General features: G+C 49.2%; 13 protein-coding genes. All 13 read left to right on the forward strand.

Annotated features, from left to right (window positions below):
• The first annotated feature begins 7 nt into the window (after positions 1-7).
• Entirely contained in the window at positions 8-265 is a 258-nt protein-coding gene (locus tag DTOX_RS03075) for a DUF2442 domain-containing protein (RefSeq protein WP_015756261.1), read from the forward strand.
• Between the two features lie 48 nt (positions 266-313).
• Complete coding sequence (locus DTOX_RS03080; protein ID WP_015756262.1) at positions 314-6,931, forward strand: X2-like carbohydrate binding domain-containing protein; 6,618 nt, start codon at positions 314-316, stop codon at positions 6,929-6,931.
• 5 nt (positions 6,932-6,936) lie between these two features.
• On the forward strand, positions 6,937-7,059 hold the full coding sequence (locus DTOX_RS24675; protein ID WP_015756263.1) for a hypothetical protein: 123 nt from the start codon (positions 6,937-6,939) through the stop codon (positions 7,057-7,059).
• Between the two features lie 86 nt (positions 7,060-7,145).
• Entirely contained in the window at positions 7,146-7,865 is a 720-nt protein-coding gene (locus DTOX_RS03085; RefSeq protein ID WP_015756264.1) for a hypothetical protein, read from the forward strand.
• Positions 7,862-8,125, forward strand: a complete 264-nt coding sequence (locus DTOX_RS03090) for a PqqD family protein (RefSeq protein ID WP_015756265.1) — start codon at positions 7,862-7,864, stop codon at positions 8,123-8,125. Before DTOX_RS03085 ends, DTOX_RS03090 begins: the two co-directional genes overlap by 4 nt.
• On the forward strand, positions 8,118-8,597 hold the full coding sequence (locus DTOX_RS03095) for a S24/S26 family peptidase (protein WP_015756266.1): 480 nt from the start codon (positions 8,118-8,120) through the stop codon (positions 8,595-8,597). The genes DTOX_RS03090 and DTOX_RS03095 overlap by 8 nt, the downstream gene beginning before the upstream one ends.
• Before the next feature lie 141 nt (positions 8,598-8,738).
• Positions 8,739-8,999: a type II toxin-antitoxin system prevent-host-death family antitoxin gene (locus tag DTOX_RS03100; protein WP_015756267.1), complete on the forward strand. Its 261-nt coding sequence runs from the start codon at positions 8,739-8,741 to the stop codon at positions 8,997-8,999.
• On the forward strand, positions 8,992-9,300 hold the full coding sequence (locus tag DTOX_RS03105) for a type II toxin-antitoxin system RelE/ParE family toxin (protein ID WP_015756268.1): 309 nt from the start codon (positions 8,992-8,994) through the stop codon (positions 9,298-9,300). The genes DTOX_RS03100 and DTOX_RS03105 overlap by 8 nt, the downstream gene beginning before the upstream one ends.
• 1,098 nt (positions 9,301-10,398) lie before the next feature.
• A complete protein-coding gene (locus tag DTOX_RS03115; protein ID WP_015756270.1) occupies positions 10,399-10,614 on the forward strand; it encodes a helix-turn-helix transcriptional regulator in 216 nt (71 codons plus the stop codon).
• Positions 10,601-11,059, forward strand: a complete 459-nt coding sequence (locus DTOX_RS03120) for a hypothetical protein (protein WP_015756271.1) — start codon at positions 10,601-10,603, stop codon at positions 11,057-11,059. The genes DTOX_RS03115 and DTOX_RS03120 overlap by 14 nt, the downstream gene beginning before the upstream one ends.
• Positions 11,060-11,175: 116 nt before the next feature.
• Complete coding sequence (locus DTOX_RS03125; protein ID WP_015756272.1) at positions 11,176-12,042, forward strand: hypothetical protein; 867 nt, start codon at positions 11,176-11,178, stop codon at positions 12,040-12,042.
• A gap of 99 nt (positions 12,043-12,141) precedes the next feature.
• Positions 12,142-12,786: a GNAT family N-acetyltransferase gene (locus DTOX_RS03130; protein WP_015756273.1), complete on the forward strand. Its 645-nt coding sequence runs from the start codon at positions 12,142-12,144 to the stop codon at positions 12,784-12,786.
• Positions 12,787-12,945: 159 nt separating this feature from the next.
• Positions 12,946-13,509 carry a methyltransferase family protein gene (locus DTOX_RS03135; RefSeq protein ID WP_015756274.1) on the forward strand — a complete coding sequence of 188 codons (564 nt, stop codon included), beginning with the start codon at positions 12,946-12,948 and terminating at the stop codon, positions 13,507-13,509.
• The last annotated feature ends 663 nt before the right edge of the window (positions 13,510-14,172 follow it).

The following is a 14,172-nucleotide window of genomic DNA, read 5'->3' on the forward strand; positions in this document are numbered from 1 at the left end:
GCCTTCAATGAGCAAAATGCTCAAGGTAACGCCGGGAGACGATTATACCCTGCTCGTGGAATTTGAACACGGCAACAGCATCCTCTTTCACATGAAAGATTTAATTGAAACCATGCCATATAGCAGCTTGAAGGATTTGAGCCGTTTCAAGGATATCACATTGGAGGAAAAGGCCATCCGCTGGCCCGACCCCGTACCCGGGGAAGCGGCGCTATACCCCATTCGGCTGACAGTGGACAACATTCTGTTCGCCATAAGGGAGTAAAGCGGAGAAGCTGTACGAATCAATTTTGAGAAGTAAAGGGGAATGAACATGAAAAAAGCAAAAAGACTATTGACGCTTTTACTGACCGCTTTCATGATATTTGCCATGCTGCCGCCGATGGCAACGGCGGCGGGGGTGACAAGGCTTGAGGCGGAGAACGCGATCACGTCCGGCGGTGCCGGAGTTGCCGACGGACAGGCGGGCGCGTCGGGCGGCAAAGTGGTAGGATACTTCAACTCCACAGCCGATTCCGTTACCTTCGCCGGCTTACAGGAAGCTGCGGGCGTTGTGATTGGTTATTCGAGCGTCTATACGGGGACGATCAGTATCTACTTAAATAATACGCATGTCCGGGACGCAGCGTTTACTTCTACCGGCGGCTGGACGGGTGCGGAGCACTTTAAAACGATTGTTCTTGATATCGACATAAAAAGTGGCGACAACCTGAAAATTCAACGTGATTCGGGCGATGTGGCCTTGAATGTGGATTACCTTGACTATTCGCCCTTCACGCCTATACCGGCGGACGGCGCCATCACGGCGGACGGCACATATAACCTGTCCGCTTACAGCGGCGACAAGGCCATTACGATTACGGCGGGTCGTACCGTCACCTTGACGGGCGGCGGCACGACCTTCACCAAGTCCGGAATCAACTGCGGAACGGGCGTTAACCTGACGCTGAACAACGTGACCATAAATCATAGTAGCTGCGCCCTCGCCTTCACTGGCGCGGGCAATACGCTGACGCTTGTGGGCGCAAGCAGCCTGCGAAGCGGATATGAGCAGCCCGGGGTTAAGGTGGAAGGTGCCACGGAACTAACCATCCGGGGCAACGGTTCGCTCTCGGCATACGGCGGTAAATTCGGCGCGGGCATCGGCAGCCCTGGCAGCGGCAGCCCTGGCAGCGGCGGAGTAATCACCATCGACGGCGGCACGGTAACGGCCACTGGCGGCGAATACGGCGCGGGTATCGGCGGCGGTTCCCTTGGCAGCGGCGGAGTAATCACCATCGACGGCGGCACGGTAACGGCCACCGGCGGCGAAAACGGCGCGGGCATCGGCGGCGGCTACCGTGGCAGCGGCGGCAAAATCACCATTAAAAAAGGCAAGGTAACGGCGAATGACGGCTCCTTTGCCGCGGGCATTGGCGGCGGCGGCAGCGGCGGCGGCGGGACCATCACCATCACGGGCGGTGAGGTGACGGCAACCAGCGGCAGCAACAGCGGCGGCGCGGGGATCGGCGGCGGAGGCGGCTCAGTCGGAGGCAACGGCGGCACCATCACCATCAGCGGCGGCAAGGTAACGGCCACCGGCGGCGGATACGGTGGCGCGGGGATCGGCGGCGGCCGGGGCAGAGGCGGCGGCACCATCACCATCAGCGGCGGTACGGTAAAAGCAACCAGCATCGCCCAAGGCTCGGGTATCGGCGGGGGCGGAGGCGGCGCCACCGCTGTCGCCGGTGACGGCAACATCATAAAGATCAGCGGCGGTTCGGTAAACGCGATCGCCGGCAGCGATATCGATAAGATCGGCGGCGGCGGAGGCGCAGGGGCTACCCCCTCCGACGCGTTGGAAAACGGGGACGGCGTTGAGGTGTACCTCACCGCCATACGGCTTGTGGGCGGCGACACGGGAAACGTGGCGATATCGTCGCTGGCCACCGATTTGGACGGTTATGACCTGAACGATGTTTTCAGCGACAGCTCCGGCAAGCTGTACCTTTATCTGCCGCAGGGAACGAAGATCACGGGGGTGAACGCCGCCGGCATAATATTTGCGGGTAATGCGGTCACGGGGAGCCCGCCCACGGAGCATACTTTCGAGTGCGACCTCCCGCCTGACGAGCGGATTACAACCGACCTTAACCACCTTGTCTGGGACGCCATAAAAGGCAGTAACAGCGAGCAGGCTGATGTGAAGGTCGCCTTAAACCTGCCCAAGACAGGGGAAAACGGGACGACCATAGCATGGAGCGCATCCCCCACGGGAATTATTAACACCGATACGGGCACGATAACCAGGCCGCTTGACAGTGCCAAAGCGGTTAGTTTGTCGGCAACGGTTTCCTATGCGGGCGGGACGGCAAAAACAAAGACCTTTAACCTGACGGTTCCCAAACATACGGGAAGATTTGAGGCGGAGGACGCGGTCATCGTCAGCGGGAGTATTTTCAGCGGCGCGGAGGCTGCGGGAGCTTCGGAAGGGAAGCAGGTCGGAAATCTTAGCGTAAAGGGAATCAGCAGCGTCGAATGGAGCAGCCTGCCCGCGTCGTCCTCGGTCGAAATCCGCTACGCAAGCCAAAACAACGGAACGATCAGCATCTATAAAAACGGCACGCACGTCATGGACGCCTCGTTCACCGCCAGCGGAGGATGGTACGGCGAGGGGCGCTTCGCCAGCTTATGGCTCTCTTTGGAAATCGCCGCCGGTGATAGCATAACAGTACGGTATGACGACGGCGACGCGGTTTTGAATCTGGATTATATCGAGTGCTACATAAGCTCATTCGAAAACGCCTCCATCAGCCCGGCAAGCGGGACGTTTGACAAAACCCATCCGGCGGATGTGACCACGACCATCCAGTGGAACGACGCAGCCGCCGTGAAGGATGTAAAGGCGGGCACAGCCTCCATCGGCGCCGCGAATTACAACGTGAGCGGAAACACGCTGACCGTCAATAAGGGCTATCTTGCGACCCTGCCCATGGGCGAAAAGGTTTTGACCGTCGAGTTTCAGCGCGGGGCCTCGGCGACGCTGACCGTCAACATCACAAAATCGTGGGGTACGACCATTGCGGCGGACGGCACATATAACCTGTCCGATTACGGCAGCAATAGCGCCACTAAGATCAATACCGGACTGACCGTCACATTGGAGGGCGCCGCCGCGACTTACACCAATGTCACATTCTACTGCGAAGCGGGCGTCAAGCTTACGATTAACAACGTGAACATCGACAACAGCGCCTGTCATCAAGTCTACGCCCTCTCTTTCACCGGTGAAGGCAGCACGCTGACGCTCGCCGGAACGAATACGCTCAAGGGCGGTGCAAGAGAGCCCGGCTTAAAGGTGGAAGGCACCACACAGCTCACCATCCGGGGCAGCGGTTCGCTTACGTCAACCGGAGGCGAATTCAGCGCGGGCATCGGCGGAGCCATCAACTGCGCCGGCGGCATCCTCACCATCGACGGCGGAACGGTAACGGCCATCGGCGGCAGCAGCGCCTCAGGCATCGGCGGAGGACATAACTGCGGCGGCGGCACCACGACCATAAACGGCGGCACGGTAACGGCCAGCGGCGGCCAGTACGGCGCGGGCATCGGCGGCGGCAATACCGGCGGCGGAGGCAATACCATTATAAACGGCGGTACGGTAACGGCTACCGGCGGCGTCGGCAGCGCGGGTATCGGCGGCGGTTACAATGCCATCGGCGGCAGCACTGTTACCATAAACGGCGGTACGGTAAAGGCAAGCGCCGGCAGCCTGGGCGCGGGTATCGGCGGCGGCGGCTCTAATGTTATGGGTAATGTGCCCGGAACAGGTACCGTCACCATCTCCGGCGGCACGATAGAGGCAAAAGGCGGCGGAAGCGGCGCGGGCATTGGCGGCGGCGGAGCTAACGGGACTTCCGCCGGAGGAGAAGGCGTCGTGACCATCACCGGCGGTACGATAACGGCAAGCGGCGGCGGCGCGGGTATCGGCGGCGGCAACAATTTGGGGTCTTCTTTTTATAGCGGAGGAGCGGGCGTCGTTACCATCACCGGCGGCTCGGTAAACGCAGCCAGCACCGGCGGTGCCGCGAGCATAGGCGGCGGCAAGGGCTCCATCGGCAGCACGGTAAAGAACGCCGCCGGCGCTGATGTGCACCTCACCACCATACAGCTTTCGGGCAGCGGCGCGGATAACGCGGCGGTATCGTGGCTGACCACCAATTTGGCCTATACCTATGGTGTGAAAAATGTATCCAGCGACAGCCTTGGCAAGCTGTACCTGTATCTGCCCCAGGAAACGGTAACCACGAAGGTAGGCGTTCCCAGCGGAAATATATTTTCCGGAAACGCAACCACGACAGCCACGCCCGCGACGTTTGAGTTTCCGCTTTCCGCCCTCACGCCCGACGTGCGAATCGAAGCCGCCATTGCCCTCCTTGACTGGAACACCATAAAAGGCGGCAACAGCGCGGAGAATGATGTGAAAACGGCTCTTAACTTACCAAAGACAGGGGCGAACGGCACGGCCATAGCATGGAGCGCCTCCCCCACGGGGATTATTAACATCGATACGGGCGGGGTAGCAAGGCAGCTCGACGGTAACAAAGCGGTTACTTTGACGGCGACGGTTTCCTATGCGGGCGGGACGGAAAAGACAAAGACCTTTAACCTGACGGTTCCCGCAACTACGGGAAAGTTTGAAGCGGAGGATGCGGCTACTAACGCGAGGATTTTCGGCGATGCTCAGGCTGTGGGCGCTTCGGGAGGAAAACAGGTTGGGGATATCAATAAAGTGGGCAGATACGTCCAATGGAACAACCTGCCCGCGTCGCCTATGGTTGAAATCCGCTACGCCAGCCCAAACAGCGGAACGATCAGCATTTACAAAAATGGCGCGCATATTCAAGACGTTACATTCGCCTCTACGGGTGGTTGGTACGGCGAAGGGTGCTTTGGCAGCCTATGGCTTCCTTTGGAAATTGCCAGCGGAGACAGCCTGAAAGTTCAATATGACACGGGTGACGCGATATTGAATCTGGATTATCTCGCGTGTTACGCAAGCCCGATCGAGGGTGCCGTCATCAGCCCGGCCAGCGGGACCTTTGACAAAGCTGCGCCGGCGAATGTGACCGCGACCGTCACCTTGAACGACGCGGTTTCCATATCCGACATCAGGGCGGGTACAACTTCCATCGGGACGGAAAGCTACAGCGTGACCGACATCGACGGCGCCACAGCCACCCTGGCCATCAATAAGGAATATCTGGCGGTAAAGGCCCCGGGCAGCCTCGTATTGACTGTCGTATTCGCCAAAGGCGCACCGGCGACGCTGACCATAGCGATTAACGATGCGGTACCGGATACCCCAGTCAGCATCGCGGCCATCACAGGTGTGACAGCTCCGGTATGCGGCGCGGCGCCTGCGGCAGGGATCATCGAAACGGCACAATACACCGGGACTGTGGCCTGGAATCCTGTCCATAACCCTTTTGCGGCAAGCACGGTGTATACAGCGACCATCACTCTTACTCCTAAAGCCGGTTATACCTTTAACGGTGTTACCGGGGACTTCTTCACTGTGACCGGAGCAACCGCGACCAACGCTGCCAATTCCGGCATAATCACGGCGGAGTTCCCGGCGACGGGAGCAGAGCCTGCGGTGACCTACAGCGTCACCTACGACGCCAACGGCGGTACCGGCACCGCCCCGACAGAGAGTGTCAAAACCGCCGGCGCAACCTTCGCGGCGGCAAACAATACATTTACCCCGCCGGGCGGCAAGAAGTTCAAGTACTGGTATACCAATCCCCTTGGCACGGGAGGCACCGCTTACGCCAAGGACACGCCGGACGCGACGGTGACCATGCCGGCCCACGACCTTATCCTCTACGCCGTTTGGGAAGATGTAAGCACAGCTGTCAAAAGAGGTTACCTGGAAGTCAAGACCCTGGCCGGAGGGGCAGTGAAGCTGAACGGCGATTCGGAGCCCCTTTTGACGGTATATAGCAAGCCGTGTGAAATGGGTGACTCCATTCGCCTGGAAGCCGAGGCAAATCCGGGATATATCTTTGCTTATTGGCTGAACGTGGAAAGCTCAAGTGTCATTTCCACCAGCCCGGATTATGAAATCATTATGGGATCAGGGATTAACCTGATAGCGGTGTTCAGCAAAGCTCCCGCCGCGGGGGATACCTGGTACACAGTGACGTTTAAAGACAAGGCCGGAAGAATTCTGCAAATGACGAGTGTGGCGAAGAACGGATCGGTAACTCCACCCGCCGCCCCACCGTTGTTCGGATATACCTTTTCCCACTGGAGCCAGCCCTCAAACAATATAACCTCCGATCGGGTGATCACCGCTGTCTATCTAAGAGATACAGTTACGGGCACCCATACGGTAACCGTGACGGGCGGAACCCTGTCCACGGGCGGAACTGCAGGCAGCTACAAGTTCGACATGCCGGTAACGGTGGTGGCGGACGGCGCGCCGGAGGGGCAGAAGTTCAGTCATTGGGAGCAGGACGGCGCAAAGGTGAGCACGAAATCCACGTTTACATTCTTTACCCCTATGGAGAACACCACGCTTGTCGCCGTGTTTGTTGACATCGGTGAGGAGATTGAAAATAAACCGTTTATCACATTGTCTGATGATGTAATGGTAAATTCGACAAACGGGACCATCATGTTCACGGCAATCAAGGATCTTCCGGCTGGCTTCACTTTGGTGGAGAGCGGCGTGTTGCTGCTGAAATCAGCGGCACCGGTGACTGTGGATACGCCAAACGTAATTCTCGGCAAAATACTGGATACCTCCGCCAACCAGTTCTATATCATCAAGGGGAATGTCGAAGACGGCGACACCTGGTACGGGAGAGCCTATTTGATTTACAAGGACAGCGAAGGCAATACGGCAACGGTATACAGCGCTAATATTGCGCAGGGAACGAGGTGACGACGATGAAAAAGCCCTACGAAAGCCCGGAAATCGAAATCACCGAATTTGAGATCAGCGAGAACATCACCACCATCACCGCCAGTAGTGATGAGCAACTCGGGGCACCTATGGGATGGTATGAATAACCAAAACAGGCAGGCGGAAGTTATCTGCCTGCCTGTTTTACTAAAGCGTAAAAATTTAGCGGTAGCGGAAAGGAGTGATCACTTTGATGTACAAAATAGCCGGCCTGAATGTAAAGATGGAATGCTCGGGAGAGACACTGCTTACGCAGGGAGAACCCTACCGGACCGCTGCCGCTGGTCAGCCGGACATGATAATAGATATCAGCGATGAAGCGCTGGTAAAGATAAAAGAGAGTTATCCCCAGTTTTGCTTTGACGAATGGGAGTATATCCATAAGGGCTTTGCCTTTTCCTACAAGCTGCTGGAGCACTCCGGCTTCTGTCTTCACGCTTCGGCGGTGGCGATGGGCAATAAGGCCGTGCTGTTTTCCGCTCCCTGCGGGACGGGAAAATCAACCCACGCGGGATTATGGCAGCAGTATTTCGGCAAGGATAAGGCGGTTATCATCAACGACGACAGGCCCGCATTGCGCCTGCTCGGAGATGAAATCTATGTATATGGGACGCCGTGGAGCGGAAAAACCAATCTGAACGCCAATATTAAAGTACTCTTGCAGGCGGTTGTCTTTCTAAAACAGGCAGGAGAAAACCATATTGAAAGGCTTACCAATAAAGAGGCCATAAAGCGCCTGATCCGCCACAGCATACGCCCCAACCACGACAAAGGTAAAATGGACGCACTTTTGACCCTGCTGGACACCCTGCTGCAAAAAACACCTGTATACCATTTGGATTGCAACATCAGCATGGACGCTGTAAAGCTCGCTTATGACACCATAAACAAAAGGATGAGATGTATAATATGAGAATTAAAGAGGGATATCTTTTGCGGGAAGTTGCGGGAAGCCATGTAGTCGTGCCTACCGGTAAAGCAACCCTTGACTTTACCGGTGTGATCACCCTGAACGAAACAGGCGCGTTTCTGTGGAAGCTGCTTGCCGATGGTAAAACCGGTCAGGAACTGCTCGGGGCCCTGCTGGAAGAATACGATACCACTGAGGCAAAGGCAAAAGCAGATATTGATTTATTCCTTACTAAACTTAAGGCGGCTGATTTGATTGATTAAAATAGCGGCGATGTCGGAGCTTCACCCTCTGATAGTGGAAACTCTGCAAAACGACGGAAAAGTAATTCTTACCATAACGGGAACCAGTATGCTGCCTCTGCTGCGCCACAAAAAAGACCGGGTATTCTTGATTAAGCTGCAGGAGCGGCCCTTAAAAAAACATGACCTTCCCCTGTTTGTACGTGAGGATGGCAAATACATATTGCACAGGATTATAAATGTAGCGCGGTCGGGATATGTAATTGCCGGCGATAACCAATGTGTCACAGAATATCCGGTACGGCATGCCCAGGTGATAGGCGTTGTTCAGGGAATATGGCGCGGTAGCAGATACATCTCCTGCGGCGGTTTTTTATACCGGGCCTACAGCATACTTTGGGTATCCGCATATCCCCTTCGGCGGCTGTATTTAAGAGGAAAACAGTTTTTGCACCGGACAATCAGGTATTTAAAATACCGCAATGGGGATTAGAAAAATGAAGGATAAACAAACGCTTCTTTGGCTTTATGAAAATTCAAAATCGCAGCTTGAATATGTATGAATATTGGATAATATTTTTGATTGCGGGGTATAATTATGGTATAATAATACCACTGAGAGGAGTTGGTGTTTATGCCAAAAATAATCCCTATTCGAGACTTGAAAAATACAAGTGAAATCTCTCAAATGTGTCAGGAGGCATCTGAACCAATATATATTACCAAAAATGGTTATGGCGATATGGTCATCATGAGCGTAAAAATGTACGAAGAAAAATTGTATATGTTGGATATATATAATAAACTGGCTGCCGCCGAAACGCAAATAGCTGAAGGAAAGGTGCTTGAAGGGGATTCTTCTTTGAAAAGTATAAGAGAAAAATACAATGTATAAGTTAGTTGTTTCGGAACTTGCCCATGAGGATTTGGACAATATCGTAGCGTATATTGTTGTCGAGCTTGCAAACCCCATAGTTGCTGCAAATTTCCTTGATGAGGTTGAAAAATACTACGGCTATTTGAAAAATAATCCGTTTATGTATGAACGGTGTCATGATGCTCACCTGGAAAAGGAAACCTACCGAAAGGCAACCATTAAAAACTATGTGCTGGTTTATAAGGTTGATGAACCAAATAGAGTGGTTATCATTTATCGCTTTTTTTATGGTGCTCAGGACTATGTAAAACTAATATAGAGAATAAATCGAAGTGATATGTATGGTTAGCTGCCATTATATTGTTGTTGTTCATAAAATCCATTCTTAACATACAATTAAATAAAAGATTGATTATGGCGTTTTTTTGATCAAGCATTCCAAAATCATGTATGATTAATAAAGGCACAAGTTATTTTCAACAGACGGAAATCTCCTGCCTTTAGCTTTTTCAATCAAATATGCTGTTTAAGCTGATATATAACTCCCCCAAGGTTTCCACCTTGGCCTGCTCATTATCCTTAAATACTATGGCTTCCCCATATTCATCATTTTCCATCAGTCTGTAAACTAAAATTTCTTTGCGGACATAGTTTACAGTATAATGTCGTAAAATTGTGTAATAAACAAGGATTAGTTATAAAAAAATTGAAAGGGAATTGGACGCATCCAATTCCCTTAAGTGTAGTCCGAAGACGTCCACCGCTATTCTAAATATAATATACAATTTTTGAAAAAAATATGCGAGTAGTTTAGGAATGGGGATGCACTAGATTTTGTGCAATGATCTTTTCCTGAACAATTAGACACCAGATTAAGTAGTTTTTCTCCGTTTTTCGTAATTTTTTGAATTCATATATCTTATTAATTGATGGAGCCAAATACTTACGATGGTGGTTATCGACTAATAAATGTTTTTAATGCATATAAGGCTTGCAACCAGTGAAACCAGTCGATGAGTGTATGTTATCCAATATGCCGTCCACTGTGTTTTGGGCAGCGGTGGGATTTTGTAAGTCTTCAAAAATGTATGCCCATATTTCGTCAAGGTCACTTAGAGCCTCAGGAGAATAATGAAGCTTATTCATTGGTTTTCTCTTTGAAATGTGCTCTCACAGCTTCATGTGAAACCCATCCCTTTTCCTCGCCTGATTTCCGGCCCTTGGCAAGTTCACCCATCAGCTTGATTGTCGCCTGTGCTTTCTCGCAATTACTTTTACTTTATAAAAGGCTGCATTTTTAATGGCAGTCTTTTATAATAAGCTTCATTGTTGGAAAAGACAAATATATAATAATTTATGTCTTATATATTTGACAAAATGACTTTAATATGATACTCTTTTATTGGGGGTGATAGCGATGGGGAAAAATTTGCGAATAAAGGCTGCACGTGCAGCAAAAGACATGACACAAAAAGACCTGGCGGATGCTGTCGGAGTTGCTCGCCAAACAATGAACGCTATTGAAAAAGGCGACTATAATCCCTCGATAAACTTGTGTATTTCGATTTGTAAGATTCTTGGTAAAACCCTTGATCAACTTTTTTGGGAGGATGATGAGTATGAAAATAAATAAAAATGGTTTGGATGAAATGCAAAAAGAAAAACGTAATAGCATTGGTAATCAAATGTTCTTACTAATGTTTTATGCTCTTTTACTTGATTGCGGACTCTATGGAGCGGGGATTCGCTGGCTTAAATATCCTGCAAACATTATGGTAATCATCATGGTTTGCATGGGTATTTATCTTATTAGAACGATAGCGGCAAACGCATATCTGCCTCCAAAAGCTCAAAACAGGAAAACAGCAATATCCCTGATCATAGCGATAGCCTTTTCTGTTGTTCTTGTAATAGCTGCTTTTAACCTTTTCGGGAATCTATCTGCCCAATTTTCTGTTGAAGATGCGAATGATAATTCTGCGCTAATTCTCTTTATTGTATCGGCTGTAGGTTTATTCATTTCGCTGCTTGTAGCCATAATAAAGAAGGTAAAAGATAAGAGTGATAGCGAGGAGTAAGGTATAGCGAGGAATATAAGTATAAAGCAAATTAATGTGTCATCTTTCATTACCTAACTTACCAATCAGATATTGAAGCAAAAGGACTCGAGCCCTCGTGGTTTGAGTTCTTTTGTTTGGATAATTTTTCTGATATCATAAATGCAGATTATTTGTATTTTTCGGAAGATGGCAAGGAGGAAACAGGAATGTCGTTTGCGAATATCATATTTGCCACTATATGTTGGCTGTGCTCATTGATTTTTGGGGTAATTGCTCTTTGGGCGTTCAAACGTAAAGACCCGATGCACTTTTGGTCAGGAAGTACCGTAAGGCCTGAAGAAATAGCGGATATTTCCGCATACAACCGTGCGAACGGTTTGATGTGGGCAATTTACACCGTTTGTATGGTTGTGATAGGTATATTGTCACTTTTCAGCATTATAATAGGCGCTATTTTATTAGGAATTATATGCGTTCCCGGCATTGTTGTCTTAATCGTTGCATATAATCGGATTTATAACAAATACAGAGGCACATCGGTTACTTATAAAACTGATGATTCAACATCAAAGACGCCAAAAGCGGTCATTATCGCTATAACTTCAATTTCTGCAATAATTCTTATTGCGGTGGGTGCGTTGTTTTTTTATGGTGAAAAAGACCCTGACGCAAGCATACTTGATGACCGCATACAAATAAAAGCTATGTATGGATTAAACATTGACTTCTCTGAAATTGCTGATATATCTCTTATAGAGAAAAGTATGAGCGATATTGGTATTGGCGCAAGGACTAATGGTTATGGCGGTATCGGAGAAGCCCTAAAAGGAAATTTCAAATCAGATACCCTCGGTGAAACTTTACTCTTTGTTCAATCGAAGTCATCTCCTACAATAAAGATTGAACGAACTAACAAGAAAGATGTATATATAAGTTTCCGTAACAGCGAAAGTACGGAGCAACTATACCGCGAATTGATAGCAACCATACCGCTAAAATGAACATTCGCATTATTATTATTTATCCGCTAACAAGCGTAACCGGAAGCTGACAAATTCCAGTTTGCTGAGTAGGTAATTTTGTATTTAAGGAGGATATAAATGAACAAAATGATTAAGATTAGGAATGAAGAAGAAACAGATTATGAGAAAGTAGAAGAAATTACAAGGAAAGCTTTTTGGAATTTATATATTCCGGGGTGCATTGAACACTATTTAGTTCATGTTATGCGACCCCACAAAGATTTTCTGCGGGAGTTGGATCTGGTGATTGAAGTTGATAATCAAATCATCGGGAATATCATGTATACGAAAACAAAACTAATTGATGAGTCTGGGGAAGAAAAAGACACCCTTACTTTCGGTCCGGTTTGCATTTTGCCAGAATATCAGAGAAAGGGGTATGGAAAAAAACTAATGGAGTATTCATTTGAACAGGCGGGCGCACTTGGTTATGATGTTATTGTAATATTTGGAAACCCGAATAATTATGTAAGCTGTGGTTTTAAGAGTTGCAAAAAGTACAATGTCTGTCTTGAGAATGGGACATATCCGGCGGCAATGATGGTAAAAGAACTCAAACCAGATGTCTTGGACGGAAGAAAATGGGTTTACTATCAAAGTCCTGTATTTGAGATAGACGAACAAGAAGCTGGGCGCTTTGACGAGGGTTTGGAAAGCCTAGAGAAAAAACACCAGCCAAGTCAGGAAGAATTTTATATTCACAGCCATTCTATTATTCAGTGAGTTTCCTTTAGTGGTATAAGAATAAACTACAACTTCCAATTTGCAGAGCAGATCAGTATGCCTGCCTAGCCCGCAAAATCTTTTTTATATAAAAAAATGTGGTGTTCCGGATGCAAAATCTATTACATCATGCGGACAGACAGGAACGGAGGAAACGGTATGGCGAGATATATCGCAGCAGTAACATTGATTTTGCTAATAATTCTTGTTTTATTCCGGGCTTTCCAATTAAAAAAGCTGGGGATAAAAGCGGTTCGTTTTGGCGAGATGGATAAGAAGGATTTCTTCATCCCCCCATTTGCCTTGCTGTTATTCTACATTGTGTTCTCAAGCGCGTCTGGTCCGACTGAAATCGGAGCTGAATTGTTTCATAATGAATTGGTCTCCTGGGCAGGCGTGGGTATATGTATCATGGGGATTTTATTCTTTGTATACGCACTGATTTCATTTGGAAAAAGCTTTCGTGTCGGTTTAGATGAAGATCACCCAGGGGAGCTTATTACCACCGGCGCATTTTCAATCAGCCGCAATCCCATATATGCGGCATTCGGATTGATTCTGACAGGCGTATTTTTGATTATTTCAAATTGGATAATACTGGTTTATGTGATTGCAGGAATATGGCTTTTTAACCGGCAAATCCTGCTGGAGGAAGAATCGCTAAGAAAAATATACGGCGAAAAATATGTGGAATACTGCAACAGAGTCAGACGTTTCCTATAATTCGGGGATTAACCATGGAAGGATTGTGTACTGAAGTTTAATGTGATCAGAGGCAGATATGATAGCAATCTTAGATCAGGAATTTTGACATTAAGGATGAACAGAATATTCTTTATGTGAAAATCCGGCTGGAAGATCGATAAGCCCCTCCATTAAGTCCTCAAAACGAGGATTCAGTTCAATTGACATTTCGTAATTAGCTTTGAGCTCGATACTGTAAACAGCAGCATTTTCTTTGCCTCCAGCGTGGCCGTGCGGTACTCGTTTTGGATATTCTGGTATTTGCCGCATCAGTATTGAATTTTACGATGGAGAGCATCTGAATCCGCTAATTCCGCCTCGGCTTTGGTCTGCTCCGCTTTTAAAGCTGAGAATTTCTTACTACTGCTTTCTTCCATACTATTCAAAACCTCTATGGAAAACTTGGATTTTCCCATGGGCGAAGTGAAGTTTACCGAAGGCAAGGCGACCGTAAAGCAGAGCTTGAAGGAATAGGAAGAGGCGAAAATGAACCAGAACAAAGAACTTTGGGAGGTATTGGCAGATAATTACGACACTCGCAATGGGCAAGACGGGGTCCTGTTTCCTTTGAGAAAGCAGGCAACCCGCCTACGCTGTATAACCGCCGCTTGTCTGACTATATCAATGCGCTGGCGTGCACGG

The sequence above is a fragment of the Desulfofarcimen acetoxidans DSM 771 genome, assembly GCF_000024205.1.
Taxonomy (GTDB): domain Bacteria; phylum Bacillota; class Desulfotomaculia; order Desulfotomaculales; family Desulfofarciminaceae; genus Desulfofarcimen; species Desulfofarcimen acetoxidans.

Coding starts and splice junctions, on each gene's coding strand:
- DTOX_RS03075 (WP_015756261.1), top strand. CDS start 8: ATGAGCAAAATGCTCAAGGTAACGCCGGGAGACGATTATACCCTGCTC.
- DTOX_RS03080 (WP_015756262.1), top strand. CDS start 314: ATGAAAAAAGCAAAAAGACTATTGACGCTTTTACTGACCGCTTTCATG.
- DTOX_RS24675 (WP_015756263.1), top strand. CDS start 6,937: ATGAAAAAGCCCTACGAAAGCCCGGAAATCGAAATCACCGAATTTGAG.
- DTOX_RS03085 (WP_015756264.1), top strand. CDS start 7,146: ATGTACAAAATAGCCGGCCTGAATGTAAAGATGGAATGCTCGGGAGAG.
- DTOX_RS03090 (WP_015756265.1), top strand. CDS start 7,862: ATGAGAATTAAAGAGGGATATCTTTTGCGGGAAGTTGCGGGAAGCCAT.
- DTOX_RS03100 (WP_015756267.1), top strand. CDS start 8,739: ATGCCAAAAATAATCCCTATTCGAGACTTGAAAAATACAAGTGAAATC.
- DTOX_RS03105 (WP_015756268.1), top strand. CDS start 8,992: ATGTATAAGTTAGTTGTTTCGGAACTTGCCCATGAGGATTTGGACAAT.
- DTOX_RS03115 (WP_015756270.1), top strand. CDS start 10,399: ATGGGGAAAAATTTGCGAATAAAGGCTGCACGTGCAGCAAAAGACATG.
- DTOX_RS03120 (WP_015756271.1), top strand. CDS start 10,601: ATGAAAATAAATAAAAATGGTTTGGATGAAATGCAAAAAGAAAAACGT.
- DTOX_RS03130 (WP_015756273.1), top strand. CDS start 12,142: ATGAACAAAATGATTAAGATTAGGAATGAAGAAGAAACAGATTATGAG.
- DTOX_RS03135 (WP_015756274.1), top strand. CDS start 12,946: ATGGCGAGATATATCGCAGCAGTAACATTGATTTTGCTAATAATTCTT.